This is a genomic window from Pseudomonas sp. GW821-FHT01E05 (assembly GCF_059422425.1).
This window is the reverse complement of sequence record NZ_JBWKWW010000017.1, coordinates 22,415-37,667: the sequence shown is the minus strand read 5'-3', so window position 1 is coordinate 37,667 and position 15,253 is coordinate 22,415. Positions and strand designations below refer to the sequence as shown.

At 58.5% G+C, this 15,253-nt stretch carries 13 protein-coding genes; 7 read left to right on the top strand and 6 right to left on the bottom strand.

Going from position 1 to position 15,253, the window contains the following annotated elements:
- Window positions 1–244: 244 nt before the first annotated feature.
- From AC07W5_RS27325 to AC07W5_RS27315, 3 genes are read left to right on the top strand one after another with little or no spacing between them, the layout of a single operon-like run.
- Window positions 245–1,261, top strand: coding sequence for an iron ABC transporter substrate-binding protein (locus tag AC07W5_RS27325; protein WP_495024662.1), 1,017 nt, complete (start codon window positions 245–247; stop codon window positions 1,259–1,261).
- Between the two features lie 4 nt (window positions 1,262–1,265).
- Entirely contained in the window at window positions 1,266–2,873 is a 1,608-nt protein-coding gene (locus tag AC07W5_RS27320; protein ID WP_495024661.1) for an ABC transporter permease, read from the top strand.
- Window positions 2,870–3,988, top strand: a complete 1,119-nt coding sequence (locus AC07W5_RS27315) for an ABC transporter ATP-binding protein (protein WP_494991210.1) — start codon at window positions 2,870–2,872, stop codon at window positions 3,986–3,988. Before AC07W5_RS27320 ends, AC07W5_RS27315 begins: the two co-directional genes overlap by 4 nt.
- A 363-nt stretch (window positions 3,989–4,351) precedes the next feature.
- Here AC07W5_RS27315 and hpaA read toward each other — a convergent pair whose 3' ends face one another.
- The 6 genes from hpaA to AC07W5_RS27285 all read right to left on the bottom strand — a co-directional run bounded on the left by hpaA (window position 4,352) and on the right by AC07W5_RS27285 (window position 10,352).
- Window positions 4,352–5,254 carry a 4-hydroxyphenylacetate catabolism regulatory protein HpaA gene (gene hpaA, locus AC07W5_RS27310; RefSeq protein ID WP_495024660.1) on the bottom strand — a complete coding sequence of 301 codons (903 nt, stop codon included), beginning with the start codon at window positions 5,252–5,254 and terminating at the stop codon, window positions 4,352–4,354.
- Between the two features lie 412 nt (window positions 5,255–5,666).
- Window positions 5,667–6,776, bottom strand: a complete 1,110-nt coding sequence (locus AC07W5_RS27305) for a quaternary amine ABC transporter ATP-binding protein (RefSeq protein ID WP_495024659.1) — start codon at window positions 6,774–6,776, stop codon at window positions 5,667–5,669.
- Window positions 6,766–7,629: an ABC transporter permease gene (locus tag AC07W5_RS27300; RefSeq protein WP_494991714.1), complete on the bottom strand. Its 864-nt coding sequence runs from the start codon at window positions 7,627–7,629 to the stop codon at window positions 6,766–6,768. The genes AC07W5_RS27305 and AC07W5_RS27300 overlap by 11 nt, the downstream gene beginning before the upstream one ends.
- Before the next feature lie 150 nt (window positions 7,630–7,779).
- Window positions 7,780–8,694 carry an ABC transporter substrate-binding protein gene (locus AC07W5_RS27295; protein ID WP_494991207.1) on the bottom strand — a complete coding sequence of 305 codons (915 nt, stop codon included), beginning with the start codon at window positions 8,692–8,694 and terminating at the stop codon, window positions 7,780–7,782.
- Between the two features lie 128 nt (window positions 8,695–8,822).
- On the bottom strand, window positions 8,823–9,662 hold the full coding sequence (locus AC07W5_RS27290; protein ID WP_495024658.1) for a pyrroline-5-carboxylate reductase family protein: 840 nt from the start codon (window positions 9,660–9,662) through the stop codon (window positions 8,823–8,825).
- 36 nt (window positions 9,663–9,698) lie between these two features.
- A complete protein-coding gene (locus AC07W5_RS27285) occupies window positions 9,699–10,352 on the bottom strand; it encodes a TetR/AcrR family transcriptional regulator (protein ID WP_495012637.1) in 654 nt (217 codons plus the stop codon).
- 136 nt (window positions 10,353–10,488) lie between these two features.
- Here AC07W5_RS27285 and AC07W5_RS27280 point away from each other — a divergent pair, with 136 nt between their 5' ends.
- From AC07W5_RS27280 to kdpA, 4 genes are all read left to right on the top strand, one after another.
- A complete protein-coding gene (locus AC07W5_RS27280) occupies window positions 10,489–12,525 on the top strand; it encodes an oxidoreductase (protein ID WP_495024657.1) in 2,037 nt (678 codons plus the stop codon).
- A gap of 29 nt (window positions 12,526–12,554) precedes the next feature.
- Window positions 12,555–12,932 carry a cupin domain-containing protein gene (locus AC07W5_RS27275; RefSeq protein ID WP_495024656.1) on the top strand — a complete coding sequence of 126 codons (378 nt, stop codon included), beginning with the start codon at window positions 12,555–12,557 and terminating at the stop codon, window positions 12,930–12,932.
- A gap of 454 nt (window positions 12,933–13,386) precedes the next feature.
- Complete coding sequence (gene kdpF / locus AC07W5_RS27270; RefSeq protein ID WP_494991202.1) at window positions 13,387–13,479, top strand: K(+)-transporting ATPase subunit F; 93 nt, start codon at window positions 13,387–13,389, stop codon at window positions 13,477–13,479.
- On the top strand, window positions 13,476–15,248 hold the full coding sequence (gene kdpA, locus AC07W5_RS27265; protein WP_495012634.1) for a potassium-transporting ATPase subunit KdpA: 1,773 nt from the start codon (window positions 13,476–13,478) through the stop codon (window positions 15,246–15,248). Before kdpF ends, kdpA begins: the two co-directional genes overlap by 4 nt.
- Window positions 15,249–15,253 lie beyond the last annotated feature (5 nt).

Here is a 15,253-nt window from a genome sequence, read left to right as displayed (position 1 = left end):
AGCAACACTCCAAACGTCAGCAACCCCTTGACACGCCCTGACCCGTGCGGCGTTAATCTAAATGCAAATAACATCTATTAAATGTTATTTTGACGTTTTTTTCTCATTTGCCACACTACATTCCACGCGAATTAAACATGCAAATGATTCGCATTGTTCCACGTGGGTTGCGAGCTTCATCGCAGCGACCCATGCAAAACCTCCGACCATAACATTTCGAAAAACCGCTGGAGCTGTTAACAGAATGACTGTCCGTATCCCTTCCTTCCTCAAAAAAGCACTGCTGGCGACCGCTCTCCTGAGCGCTGGTCATGTGTATGCAGCTCCAAGCGCCGACGGCATCGTGGTCTACAACGCTCAGCACGAAAGCCTGACCAAGTCCTGGGTAGAGGGCTTCACCCGTGAGACCGGGATCAAGGTCACCGTGCGCAACGGCGATGACACCGAGATGGGCAACCAGATTGTGCAGGAAGGCAGCGCCTCCCCTGCCGATGTGTTCCTGACCGAAAACTCGCCAGCCATGGTGTTGGTGGACAATGCCGGGCTGTTTACGCCAGTGGCGCCAACCACCCTTGAGCAAGTGGATTCGGCCTATCGTCCGGCCCATGGCAAGTGGGTCGGCATCGCGGCTCGCTCCACCGTATTTGTGTACAACAAAAGCAAGCTCGCCGAAGCCGATCTGCCAAAGTCCTTGCTTGACCTGGCGTCCCCGAGCTGGAAAGGCCGCTGGGCCGTATCGCCTGCCGGCGCAGACTTCCAGGCCATCGTCAGCGCAGTACTGGAGCTCAAAGGCGAAGCCGCAACGCTGGAATGGCTGAAGGCGATGAAAGCCGATGCCACCGTTTACCGCGGTAACAGCGCAGTGCTGAAGGCCGTCAATGCCGGCCAGATCGACAGCGGCGTGATCTACCACTATTACAGCTTCGTCGACCAGTCCAAGACCGGCGAAAACAGCAAGAACACCTCCCTGCACTACTTCAAACATAAAGATCCGGGTGCCTTTGTCAGCATCTCCGGTGGCGGCGTTCTGGCGTCCAGTAAACACAAGGAAGAGGCCCAGGCTTTCCTGAAGTGGATTACCGGCAAAGACGGTCAGGGCATCCTGAAAACAGGCAAATCGTTCGAGTACGCTGTTGGCCAGAATGCGCAATCCAACCCGAAACTGGTGCCGCTGCAAGAACTCGACGCCCCGCTCGTCGATGCCTCGAAACTCAACAGCAAAAGGGCTGTCGAGCTGATGACTCAGGCCGGGCTGCTGTAATTTGATGTCAGAGCCAGTCATCGTCTCAAAACCTGCTGGAGTCGCCGATTCGGCGATTCCAGCGCACCTGCACCTGCGACGCCGCCGCTCCCGGAGCGGCGGCGCGTGGGTCGTTGGCATTTCAATACTGGTCTCGTTGCTGGCGCTGCTGCCGCTCGCTTTCGTGATCGGTGTTTCCTTTCAGATCGGTTGGGCGTCCATCGGGGAGCTGGTATTCCGGCCCCGAGTCGCCGAGCTGCTGATCAACACCGTTTTGCTGGTGGTGTTTACGATTCCGTTGTGCGTCGCACTTGGGGTGGCCCTGGCCTGGTTGACCGAGCGCACCGACCTGCCAGGCCGGCGCCTGTGGTCTGTGTTGGCGACCGCGCCCATTGCGGTGCCGGCGTTTGTACACAGCTATGCATGGGTCAGCCTGGTCCCGCCGATTCATGGGTTGTTCGCCGGGGTATTAGTCTCGGTTATTGCCTATTTCCCCTTTCTCTACCTGCCCGTTGCGGCGACGCTACGCCGCCTTGATCCGGCCATTGAAGATGTCGCCGAATCACTGGGCCTCAAGCCCTGGGCGGTATTCTTCCGGGTCGTACTGCCGCAGTTGCGTCTGGCCATCGGCGGTGGCGCCTTGTTGGTCGGGCTGCATCTTTTGGCCGAATACGGTCTGTACGCAATGATCCGCTTCGACACCTTCACCACGGCGATCTTTGACCAGTTCAAGTCCACGTTCAACGGACCTGCGGCCAACATGCTGGCCGGTGTGCTCGCGTTGTGCTGCCTGGCCATGTTGACCTTTGAGTCGGCAACGCGCGGCAAGGCCCGTTATGCACGGGTGGGGTCCGGGAGTGCGCGCCTGCAGCGGATCATGCGGCTCGATCGCACGGAAAAAACCATGGCATTGCTGCTGCCGATAGTGACCAGTGCGCTGGCACTCGGTGTGCCGTTGATCACCCTGGCCAGATGGCTGGTGGCCGGCGGCGCAGAGGTCTGGCGCATGAGCGATATCCTGCCGGCTTTGGAGCAGACCATGATTCTGGCCGGCGCGGGCGCGATCATCGCTACCTGTGCGGCGATCCCTGTCGCCTGGCTCTCCATCCGCTCACCGGGGCGACTGCACCGTGTGCTGGAAAGCTGCAACTACATCACCAGTTCATTGCCGGGCATTGTCGTGGCGTTGGCACTGGTGACTATCACGATCAATTTCGCCCGACCGATTTACCAGACAACGATCACCGTGCTACTGGCTTATCTGCTGATGTTCCTGCCCAGAGCGCTGGTCAGTTTGCGCGCCGGCATTGCCCAGGCGCCGGTGGAACTGGAAAACATGGCCCGTAGTCTCGGTCGTTCGCCCAGCCAGGCGCTATGGCTTATCACCATGCGGCTGGCGGCGCCAGGAGCAGCCGCTGGCGCTGCACTGGTCTTCCTGGCGATCACCAATGAACTGACCGCCACCCTGCTTCTCGCCCCCAACGGCACCCGCACGCTGGCCACCGGTTTCTGGGCCATGACCAGTGAGATCGACTATGCCGCCGCTGCACCCTACGCGTTGATCATGATCCTTCTTTCGCTTCCGTTGACCGGGCTTCTTTACCATCAATCCAAACGCACGGCAGGCCGATGAACGCTCTTGAATTGACTTCAATCTACAAATCCTTTGGTTCCCTGCCGGCCTTGGAGAACGTCAACCTGTCGGTACCTACAGGCAGCCGCACGGCCATTGTCGGCCCGTCCGGCTCGGGGAAAACCACCTTGCTGCGGATGATCGCCGGGTTTGAGTTTCCTGACTCAGGCAGCATCTCGCTCAATGGCCAGACGTTGGTCAACAGTACCACCGAGGTGCCGGCCCACCAGCGGCTTATTGGCTATGTTCCGCAAGACGGAGCGCTTTTTCCGCACATGACGGTTGCCGCCAATATCGGATTCGGGCTCCCAGGCAATACGGCCTCGAAACAAGAGCGGGTCGCGGAATTGCTGGACATGGTTGCCCTGGACCCGCGCATGGGCCAGCGCTGGCCTCACGAGCTGTCGGGTGGTCAGCAACAACGGGTAGCCCTGGCTCGCGCCCTGGCCCAACGGCCTCGACTGATGCTGCTGGACGAACCATTTTCTGCACTGGACACCGGTCTGCGTGCCTCCATGCGCAAGACGGTGGCGCGACTCCTGGCGGATGCCGGTGTCACCACTATTCTGGTGACTCACGACCAGGCCGAAGCGTTGTCCTTTGCTGACCAGTTGGCTGTCATGCGCCAAGGCAGACTGGTTCAGGCCGGTCCGCCCATGGACCTTTACCTGCGCCCCCGTGACGAGGAAACCGCTCTTTTCCTGGGCGACGCGGTGGTGATGCCTGCCTGGATCGAAGAGGGTTGGGCCAAATGCGATCTGGGACGTATCCACGTCAGCGATAGCTCGCAATATGGTGCGGCGCAGATCATGTTGCGGCCCGAACAGCTCCAGATATCCAGCCAGGTCTCTGGCCAGGAGCAGTCAGAGGGGTGTTGGGGGGTCGTTACCGAGCTCGATTTTGGCGGCAATACCTGCACATTGACGGTGGAACTGAAGGTGCCATCTCCATCCGCCGGTGGGCAGCCATCGAGCCGGACGTTAACGGTGCGCAGCTCTGGCATCCATGCTCCTGCGCTGGGAAGCACGGTTCATATCTACGCAGAGGGGCATGCTCACGTCATGACCACCCCGACCATCCCCAGCAACGCGCAGACGACGCCTCAGCCTTGTTGAGTGAGTTGAACGTGGAGTCATTCATCACGGCTTGACGTTCTTCATCTTCGCCCCCCCTCCCCCTCGGACGCAGGCCAAACGGGCCTGCTGACGGCTTTCCATTTCGCCTTGCTGACAAAAGATGCGGATGACTCGCCAGTGTCGCCTGGCGGGGCTGTGCTCATTGAGCAGTGGGCAGAAAAATCCATGAAAAGTGCAATTCATTCCTTGTAAAAGCCATTTTTCAAGACGCTGACTATCGCCATGATGGGCGATAAGCGCTCAGCGCATCAGAACAATGACAACCGGGAACATCAATGAAACCTTGCCCTGCACCCCGCCCGCCAGCCCCGCTGATTTAAATGCACCAGCGTCATGCCCCCCTCATCGCAAGCCCGATTGCCGCCGACGAAATTCTCCCGGCGTCATTTGTGCGTATCGCTGGAAGAACCGGCTGAAGTAGGCAGGGTCCTTGAAACCCAGCTGATAGCAGATTTCGTTGGCCGAGTTGCCGGTGAACAACAGCAGGCGCCTGGCTTCCTGCATCAACCGCTCGAACACCAGGCGCTTGGAGGGCAAGTCGGCGATCCGTCGACACACGTCATTGAGACGGGCTTCTGTCACACCGATTCGGTCGGCATAGCGCGACAGTGGCCAATGCTGCAGGTAATGCGTTTCGATCAGTTCATTGAAACGATGAAATATTTGCAGGTCCTCATGCCTGGCAGGTTTCGCCTCGAGCGAATTGGCGGAGAGCCTGAGCAGGCTGATAACGATCAGACGAGTCAAGGCATCGAGGGCAGGCCCGCGCCCGGAACGCTGTTGGTTGATTTCGCTTTGCAGCTCGTCAAACAGCAACTCCAGACGCCTGGCCTCCACATCGAACTCCGGTGCCAACCGTGTCAGGGCCACGCAAACCGGCGGGATCTGGAACCCGGGCGCAAGGCTCGGATCGGCCTCGATCAATCCCCAGACAAGTTGCTGGCGTACCGTCAACACATGGCCTTCGCTATCGGGCTCGGTAACGAACGAGTGGGGAATGGTCGGCGGAGTCAGGAAGTACATCGGCCCCGAGTCCAGATACTGCTGGTCGTCAAGGTAGACCCGTACCGCGCCGTTTTTGACGTAATGGACCTGAAAGAAACGGTCGTGACGATGCACTGGCATGTTGCGGCCAAAGAACCCGGCCAGATTGCTCAGTTTGTCGTAATGCACCTCGGCATCGCTGTAGCGTTGGTCGTAGACCTGGCCGATGTTGATATTGGGGATCGGCTGGCGATCAGTCATGACAGTGCTCTCATTCTTGTTTTTTGTTTCGGTCCAATTCTGGACACATCCTGCGCCATCCTCAAACCGAGAGCCAGTTGTCGTGTGCTCCACAAGCGCTTGACGATAGTTAACATATTAATTATAACGTTAATACATTAACTAATCACACGCAGGGCACCCACCGCCCTGCAACTGCCAGGAGAAAAGCATGAGCCGTGCCTTGCATGACATTGCGACCGGCACCCTGTTCGGTGTCGCGCTGAACTAACTGAATGCTTGAAAGACGCGATAAGACTCAACGCTCTGAAACGGCGAGGATCTGGCGCGTTTGTTAAGTCGGGAACAAGGCAAACAGATAGCCGTCACAACAAGGAGGCCATGGGTTTTTCCCTGGGCCTCTCTTGCTGGAGGCGCGCGCATCCGGCGCTCTTCAGCTGCAATCCGGCAGCACGAGCCGCTCGGGTGATTTGACCTGATCCGCTTGCGACGCCTCGCTCACCGTCGAGGTGACCATCGTCGCAATAATGGACTTCAGCGCCAGCTGCCCCACCGGCTGGCCCTGACTGTTGGTGACCACCAACTCATCGAGCCCCGCTTCGACCAGTCGTTTGACCGCCGACTCGAGTGACGTCCCCATTGGCAGCGCCAACGTCGCTCCGGCCTTCACCCGAATAAACGGCCGCATGATCGCCTCGACGCTGATCACCCGCCCCCGGTTCACTTCCTTGACGAAGTTGGCAATGTAATCGTCGGCGGGGTTCATGACGATGTCCTGTCGGGTGCCTTGTTGCACGACTTCACCGTCACGCAGGATGGCTATTCGATCACCGATACGCAGCGCTTCATCGAGATCGTGGGTGATGAAAACGATGGTTTTCTTGATCTCTTTTTGCAGATCCAGGAGCACCGACTGCATATCCATACGGATCAGCGGATCGAGTGCCGAGAACGCCTCGTCCATCAACAATATCGGCGCGTCGCTGGCCAGTGCCCGGGCCAAACCGACCCGCTGCTGCATACCGCCGGAGAGCTGGTTCGGATAATGATTCTCGAAGCCCTTGAGCCCTACCCGCGCAAGCCAGCCCATGGCCACGTCCACTTGCCTGCCACGCGGCAGTCCCCGGATCTCCAGCCCATACACCGCATTGTCGAGCACGGTCCGGTTGGGCAGCAGCGCGAACTTCTGAAACACCATGGAGATTTTATGTCGGCGGAATTCTCGCAGATCGTGCGGGCTCATCTTCAGCACGTCCACGCCACCCACGATGACTTCGCCGGCGGTAGGTTCGATCAATCGGTTGATATGGCGTATCAAGGTCGATTTTCCCGAACCGGAAAGGCCCATGATGACCTGGATGCCCCCGGACGGCATGCTGATGTTGATGTCCTTCAAACCCAGTACATGACTGTGATTGCACAGCAGCTCGGCCTTGCTGATGCCGTTTTTGACCCGCTCGATACTGGCTTGAGCCTGATAACCGAAGATCTTGTAGAGATGCTTGATTTCGATGCCGAAATCGTTGGACAGATTAGTGACCATGAACCATCTCCAGATGCTTTTGCAGTCTTCTGCCATAGGCCTGGCTGACCCGATCGAAGATCACCGCGATACCGACGATGGCCAGGCCGTTGAACATGCCCAAGGTGAAGTACTGGTTGGAAATGGCCTTGAGCACTGGCTGCCCCAGCCCTTGAACACCGATCATCGAGGCGATCACCACCATGGCCAGCGCCATCATGATGGTCTGGTTAATCCCGGCCATGATTGACGGCAGCGCCAGCGGCAACTGGACGTTTTTCAGTTTCTGCCAGCCGGAGGAACCAAAGGCATCGGCGGCTTCGAGCATTTCGGCATCGACGTGGCGGATACCGAGATTGGTCAGCCGGATCATTGGTGGCAAGGCGTAGACCACCACCGCAATCAGCCCCGCGACCTTGCCGATCCCCAATAGCATCACCACCGGGATCAGGTAGACAAAACTCGGCAGGGTCTGCATCACATCCAGCACCGGGCTGATCAGGTTCTGCAGGCGATTGGAGCGGGCCATGGCAATTCCGGTCGGCAAGCCGATGACGATGGATATCACGGTACAGACGAAGATCATCGACAGGGTCTTCATCGTGTCGGTCCACATGTCCAGATAACCGATCGCCATCAGCGTCAACACACAACCCAAAACAATCTTCCAGCTGCGGCTGGCAAACCAGGCAATCAAGGCGACGAGCAGAATGATGATCGGCCATGGCGTCGTGGTCATGAACCGCTCGGACTGATTGAGGAAATACTGCAACGGCTCGAAGAACGCTTCGAAGCCATTGCCATAGGTGCTGGTGAAGTGTCGAAAGGCACCGTCAATAGCCTTTTTCAAAGCCCTAAGTCTTTCGTCCTCCATATGTGGAAAGCTTGATAGCCACTCCATAACATTCCCCTTTTGTAGAAGACCGTAAGAACACTGGCAGTCATTTCAATACATGGGTGTTTTTATTTTTATCTGCGCAAGGATCAATGCAGCGCATCGCAACGGCTGCATTGATCCGAGAGATTAAAGCGCAGCCTTGATCTTGCCGGTCGCTTCAGGGGTGACCCACTGGCTCCAGAGTGCTTCGTTGTTTTTGAGGAAGTACTTGGCCCCTTCCTCTCCGGTGGCCTGGTTATCGGTCATCCAGGCGATCAGGCGGTTCACCGTCTCATTGGACCAGGCGCGCTTGTTCAGGTACGCCATGACGGTTGGCGAGCGAGCGGCAAAGGACTTGGTGGTCAAGGTAAAGACCCGGTCGATCGGCCAGCCGTTAGGCTTGGGATCAGGACAGTCCGCGACTGTATTGCAACGCTTCCATTCCACCGGGTCGGTGGGGATGCCATTTTCCAGCTTCACCATCGGATACTTGCCCAACAAGGCGGTGGGTGCCCAGTAGAAACCCAGCCAGGGCGCCTTGCGCTCATAGGCTTTGGCGATGGAACCATCAAGCGCCGCGGCCGAGCCGGTATCCACCAGAACAAAGCCGGCTTTCTCGAACCCGTAAGCCTTGTAGAACTGGCTGGTCACCACCGTGCCGCCCCAGCCTTGAGGACCGTTGTAGATCGCGCCTTTTTTCGCATCGTCAGGCGCCGGGAACAGCTCGGGGTGCTTCTTCACATCATCGAAGCTCTTGATGTCCGGATGGGCGTCGGCAACGTATTTCGGAATCCACCAGCCTTGCGAGCCACCATCGGACAATGAACGCGCCGCCTGAATGAGGTTACCGCTTTGAACACCCGTCCTGGCGACCTCCGGAACCAGGTCGATCCAGCCTTCCGGGGCAATATCGGGCCGGCCCTTTTCGACCATGGAGGTGATGGTTGGAACGGTATCCCCGGTCACCAGATCGGCATTACAGCCGTAGCCTGCGTTGAGGATCAGCTTGTCGACGTTGGCCATCACTTCAGCCGATTGCCAGTTCATGTTGGCGATAGTCACATCGCCACATTCAGACGCTGAGGCCCAACCACTGAATGCAACGATCCCCAACGCAACTCCCGTCTTCGAGAAAGACTTTATATTCATAAACGCTACCCTCGATTGCGGCCAAAGTTAAGAAGGGTCAACTACCGCATCATTGAACCTTCTTTCATGTCAGCAGAATGGGCAAATGGACTCATGGAACAGGCGACTGAGGTCGCCGAATCCAGACCTGCTTTTATTGTTTTATCGAAGCCGCCGGCGATCATGGCTTCGAGGCCTGCCGCCGTAACGCCCCGGTAGTTGATGAGCGTCTGCAAGAGCTCGTCGGGGGAGTGTCCATTCCCGATCAACTGGCTGGCATCCACCACCACAGCCTGCACCGCACGCTGGGCAATCGCCGGGGGCAAGCCACTGTTCAAGGCATGCTCGAGCAGGCTGCGCGCCAACAGCGCCGGGTAAGCAGGCCCCGTTCCCACCAGCGCCGTCAGGTAGTTCAAATGGTTTTCGGTGAAGACTTCATCGGCACTACCGAAGGTTTCGAACAGCCTCTGGGTAAAGGCTTTCTGCTCGTCAGTGACACCCATCGCTGCCAACCAGGGCGTATAGGACTTGCCGATTTCTGCTGCGGCATTGGGCATCGCACGAATGACCTGTCGACTTGCCGTATAGGCCGCCACGTTGCGAAGGCTCACGCCGGCCATCAAAGAAATCACCAGCCTGTTTTCAGCGAAAATCTCCACGTCGGCAAATTGCTCCGGGCGTACCGCCACAATGACCACATCACAACGCTCCACCAGCTCCTGGTTGTTGCGCGTTACGGTCACTTGCGGCCACTTCTCACTCGCTACCGGGTTGCTTGCAGAGCGGTTCGAAAGCACCAGCGAGCCGGGCCGGATAAAGGCCTTTTCGAGCATCGCCAGGGCTATCGAGCGGCCAAGCCATCCCGATCCACCGATAATGCCTATCGTGGGTTCGTTGAACATTTGAACCTGCCTTCGTTAATCAGAAGTCGCGGTCAGTCAGGTAGCCGATGAAACGTCATCCGCCTCATAGCCATGACGGAAATAGAAACGTTTCAACTCGCGAGCCAGAGGCTCCTGGCCGGTGAATATCTTCACGTACTCGGGAATCCGCCGCATTCTTTCCCCGATATCCTCTCGGGTGTTGGTGCTGATATAGCCAATCTGCGTCAGGTAAATCGTTCGAGCCCGCACATCGGCGGCGTCGAATGCGTAGCCGAAGCGCACGAACATCCGGATCAGTGCTTCGCGCCTGGCAATGTCGGCCACCCGGATATGTTCGGCCACTTCGGCGGACTGCAAGGCCCAGCTGCGCATGGCAAATTCGAACTGTGAATCGAACAGTTCCGGGTTCAGCCAGCAGTCGAAAACGTTAAGCATCGCCTCGGCAATGCTCTCGGCATAACACTCGGTCTGGGCGATCAGATTGCCGGTGTTCTTCACCCGCCAACGCTCGATCAATGCCGCGAGCAGCTCTTCGCGATCCTTGAAAAACCAGTAGAAACTGGTTCTCGACAGCCCCAGTTTCTTGGCCAGCGGCATCACCCGCACCGTGTCGACACCGCACTCGGTCAGGCTTTCATAGGCGGCGTCGAGCCAGCCTTCCAGCGACCCTCGCCAGCCTGTTTCTACTGCTTTGGTATGTTCATTCATGACTCGATCCTAGCCGCTTGCCAAAAGCCACGCAAGCAAAATGTACACCTATGTCCAGCATGTTGACACAGGTGTACATTTCACCCTAACGTAATTTCAACCCTGACCCGATGCCCTCTTCCGGAGAGTCTTGACGATGCTGAATGATCCGCTCCTCCAGCCCTATCAGTTGAAGCACCTGACTCTCAGAAACCGAATCATGACCACCGCCCACGAACCGGCCTATCCCGTAGACGGCATGCCCAAGGACCTCTATCGCGCCTACCACGTGGAGCGGGCGAAGGCCGGTGTGGCCTTGACCATGACCGCCGGCTCTGCCGCGGTTTCCCGTGACAGCCCGCCGGTGTTCAACAACATCCTGGCCTACAAGGATGAGGTTGTCGGCTGGATGAGAGACCTGACCGACGCCTGCCACGAACATGGCGCAGCGGTCATGATCCAGTTGACCCATCTGGGCCGCCGCACGCGCTGGGACAAGGGTGATTGGCTGCCCGTGGTGTCGCCGTCGTTCGAGCGCGAGGCGTCCCATCGCTCCTTCCCGAAGAAGATGGAAGACTGGGATGTGGAGCGCATCATCAAGGACTACGCCGACGCCGCGGAACGAATGAAGGCAGCGGGCCTGGACGGTATCGAGTTACAGGCCTACGGGCACCTGATGGATCAATTCTGGTCGCCGCTGACCAACGACCTCGATGCACCCTATGGCGGCTCTATCGATAACCGGCTGCGTTTTACCTTCGATATCCTCAGCGCCATCCGCAAGCGCGTCGGCAATGAGTTTATCGTCGGCGTGCGCTATACCGGTGACGAGCAAATGCCCGGCGGGCTGACCCAGACCGATGGCCTGGACATCTCCCGACGTCTGAAAGACAGCGGCATGGTGGACTTTCTCAACGTCATTCGCGGACATATCGACACCGACGCCGGCCTGACCGACGTGATTCCTATCCAGGGCATGCGCAACTCACCGCACCTGGATTTTGCAGGGGAGATTCGCGCCGCCACCGACTTCCCCACCTTTCACGCGGCGAAGATCCCGGACGTGGCCACCGCCCGCCATGCCATCGCCTCAGGCAAGATTGACATGGTCGGCATGACCCGCGCGCACATGACCGACCCGCATCTCGTGCGCAAGATCATCGAGGGCCGCGAAGAGGATATTCGCCCCTGCGTCGGCGCCAACTATTGCCTGGACCGGATCTACCAGGGCGGTGCCGCCTACTGCATCCACAACCCGGCCACAGGCCGTGAAACCAGCATGCCCCATGACATTCCCAGGGCCGGCAACAAACGCAAGATCGTGATTGTCGGTGCCGGTGTTGCCGGGCTGGAAGCCGCACGAGTGGCTGCCGAACGTGGCCATGAAGTCGTGGTGTTCGAAGCCGCCAATCAGGCGGGCGGGCAGGTTCGTCTCACTGCGCAATCACAACGACGGCGGGAAATGATCAGCATCGTCGACTGGCGCATGGCCCAGTGCATGGCTCGGGGCGTCACCTTTCATTTCAATACCTGGGCGCAGGCCAGTACCGTCCACGACGAAAAACCGGACGTGGTGATCATCGCCACCGGCGGCCTGCCCCATACCGAGATCCTCTCTGTTGGAAATGAACTGGTGGTCTCGGCCTGGGACATCATTTCCGGGGATGTGAAGCCCGGGCGCAATGTCCTGCTGTTCGATGACGCGGGTGATCACGCGGGCCTGCAAGCCGCGGAGTTCATCGCCAAAAGCGGCGCAAAAGTCGAAATCATGACGCCGGACCGCACCTTTGCACCGGAAGTCATGGCGATGAACCTGGTGCCCTATATGCGCTCGCTGCAAGCACTGGATACAACCTTCACCGTCACCTTCCGCCTGCTCGCCGTCGAACGCGAGGGTCAGGATCTGCTGGCGACCATCGACAGTGACTACGGCAACGCGCGCAAGACCCGACGCGTCGATCAGGTGGTGGTCAACCACGGCACCCGACCGCTGGACGAGCTGTATTTCGAATTGAAAGCCGCCTCCAGCAATGGTGGCGTGGTTGAGCATCAGGACCTGATCGTCGGCAACCCGCAAAATGTCGTGACCAACCCGGACGGTGTATTTCAGCTGTTTCGCATTGGCGATGCGGTGGCTGCGCGTAACACCCACGCCGCTATCTACGATGCCTTGAGACTGGTCAAGGACTTGTAAACGATCCCATTGCCGGGGTGGAGAACGCCATGCATAAAGATGAAACTCCATCCTGGAGAATTGCCGGGAAAAACGGCATTCAGGGACCGGTCGAAGGCTCTCGCTATCACTCGTCTTCGGCAGATGACTGGCTGCCGACCCGGGCTGAAGGTTTCTGGATCAAACCGCTGTTCGAAGACACCGGGCGCGGTGAAAAAACCCTCTTGATGAAGGTCGACCCAGGCGCCCATGTCACCAGCCATACCCATGCAGGCGAGCTGGAACAACTGTTCGTACTGCAAGGCTCATTCTTTGATCAGGACCGAACGCTGAATGTCGGGGACTACTGTTGCCGGGCACCCGATGCGGTTCACAGCGCGGGCTCCGTACAAGGAGCCATCCTGCTGGTGATCTATACCCGCCGCTGACCGATGCGCAAAGGATTGTTTGCGGATATCACCTGGTGATGTCATCCATCTCGGACTCTCGTCGCGACGTCACTTTCCCCTGCCACGAAAATGCAGCGTTGCCTGCTCCATCTTTTCGAAATCTTTATCTCGCCCCCCTGAATATTTTCAGCATCTTGATACCTGAAAAACTAGCCTAGAGGCCTGTACGGTTAGTTCGTTAGTTCAAATTCGGATGCCGGAAGTCCCTGGCCAAGGCGCTGTGACGAGTCATAGCCCGCTATGGCGAGGAACAGCAACACAGGATAGGGGCTTGTGGCGCCGAAGTTGACTGACAGAACTAACCACACAGGCCACTAGACAGCATCACAGGAGGGATCGCGATGGACTTCGTCTTTCTAGGGCTCGGTGCGTTGTGCTTCGTCACCGTAGTCGGCATGGCCTACGGTTGTGCAGCGCTGAACAGGAGGCGTTGATGAACGGCTTCTACCTTTTCGGCGGCTTGCTGGCGCTCGGGCTGCTCGTCTACCTCATCGCCGCACTGCTGTTTCCGGAGGACTTCTTATGACGATCCAGGCCTGGACTCTGCTTGGCGTCTATCTCTTGGTGCTGGTTGCATTGGCATGGCCGCTCGCGAGATGGATCGCCACGGTGATGGAGGGCCGATTTACCCTCGGCTCACGTATCGAGGCACCGTTGTATCGCCTCGCGGGTGTCAAGGCTGACGTCGAGATGGGTTGGCTTCAGTACATGCTCGCGCTGCTGATATTCAACATTTCAGGGTTGCTGGCAGTCTATGCACTGCAACGGCTGCAGGGTTTTCTTCCACTCAATCCGCAGGGTTTTGGCACCATCAGCCCCGACTCGTCGTTCAACACCGCAGCCAGCTTCGTCACCAATACTGACTGGCAGGGCTATAGCGGCGAGTCGACGATGAGTTACCTGACCCAGATGCTCGCGCTGACGGTGCAGAATTTTCTATCGGCGGCCACCGGTCTGGTGGTGGTGATGGCGCTGATCCGCGGCTTCGCGCGCCACAGCGCAACCAGCATCGGCAATATCTGGACCGACCTCACTCGCGTCACGTTGTGGGTCCTGCTGCCGCTGTCGCTGGTATTCGGGTTGTTCTTCGTCAGCCAGGGCGTGATCCAGAATTTCGATCCCTACAAGGACGTGACGACGCTGGAGGTGACGCAGTACCAATCACCCCAGCTCGATGCGGCCGGCCAGCCAATCAAGGATGCACAAGGCAACCCGGTCCTGCAGGACCATACGAGCAACACGCAAACGCTGGCGATGGGACCTGTGGCGTCACAGGAAGCGATCAAAATGCTCGGTACCAACGGTGGCGGTTTCTTCAACGCCAACTCGGCGCATCCCTACGAGAACCCCACTGCGCTGGCGAACTTCTTCCAGTTGATCGCCATCTTCCTGATCCCCACTGCACTGTGTTTCGTGTTCGGCCGCGTTGTGGGTGATCAACGCCAGGGTTGGGCGGTATTGGCGGCGATGACGATCATTTTTGTCGTCGCTGTCGTGGCGGTCACCCATTACGAACAGCTCGGCAATCCGCAGCTCTCGGCGCTGGGCGTCGACGCTGCCGCGGGCAACATGGAAGGCAAGGAGGTGCGGTTTGGCATCTCGGCGTCGAGCCTGTTCGCCGCCGTCACCACCTCGGCGTCGTGCGGGGCGGTGAATGGCATGCACGACTCGTTCACGCCGCTAGGCGGTGCCGTTCCGCTGGTGTTGATGCAACTGGGCGAAGTGGTATTCGGCGGTGTCGGCTCAGGCCTGTATGGCATGTTGGTGTTTGCCATTCTCGCGGTTTTCATCGCTGGCCTGATGATCGGCCGCACACCCGAGTATCTCGGCAAGAAGATTGAGGCTTACGAGATGAAGATGGTGTCCATCGCAATCCTCGTGACACCACTGCTGGTGCTCTTCGGGACGGCGATTGCGGTAATGGCCGATGCGGGCCGGATCGGCGTTGCCAACCCCGCAGCCCATGGCTTCTCCGAAATCCTTTATGCCCTTACCTCGGCTGCCAACAATAACGGTAGCGCTTTCGCCGGTCTGTCAGCCAATACACCGTTCTACAACACGATACTCGCTATCGCGAGCTGGTTTGGTCGCTTCGGCGTCATCGTACCGGTACTGGCAATTGCCGGCAGCCTTGCAGCCAAGAAACGACTGGCCGTGACGGCAGGCACGATGCCCACGCACGGGATGCTGTTCGTCGTTCTGTTGATCGGCACCGTGCTGCTGGTCGGCCTGCTGAACTACGTGCCGGCGCTGGCGCTGGGACCGGTCGTCGAACATCTGGTGCTGTTCAAGTGAGTCCA